Origin of the sequence: Aquabacterium parvum (assembly GCF_001447195.1) — a bacterium.
Lineage (GTDB): Bacteria > Pseudomonadota > Gammaproteobacteria > Burkholderiales > Burkholderiaceae_C > Aquabacterium > Aquabacterium parvum.
Genome location: NZ_LFRI01000323.1, coordinates 1 through 273, shown reverse-complemented (window position 1 = coordinate 273; position 273 = coordinate 1). Strand labels below are relative to the sequence as shown.

The window sequence follows — 273 nt, the reverse complement described above, 5'->3', positions numbered from 1 at the left end:
CTCGAATGGTGCCGGTCAGCGTGAGCATCACAGGCTCCCTTGATCCAGGGCACCGGAACGCTCGATAGCTTCCTCGGCGCGGGCCAGCGCATCAGACACAGCAGCCTCGATGAACTCGCGCTTGCTCATGTCGAGCGGGTTCGTCACTTGATCGAGGCGCTCGATCAGCGAGGGATGCACCTTGGCGCACATCTGGCGCAGCTCGGTGAGCTGGCCTTGATCAATGGCCTGATCGACCAGCCGGCCCATGTTGGCACCGTGGCTCAGGGCCTT

At 63.4% G+C, this 273-nt stretch carries 1 protein-coding gene; it reads right to left on the bottom strand.

Going from position 1 to position 273, the window contains the following annotated elements:
- Positions 1-27: 27 nt before the first annotated feature.
- On the bottom strand, positions 28-273 hold a 246-nt coding region (locus ABG80_RS22770; RefSeq protein ID WP_407638749.1), incomplete at its 5' end, for a hypothetical protein.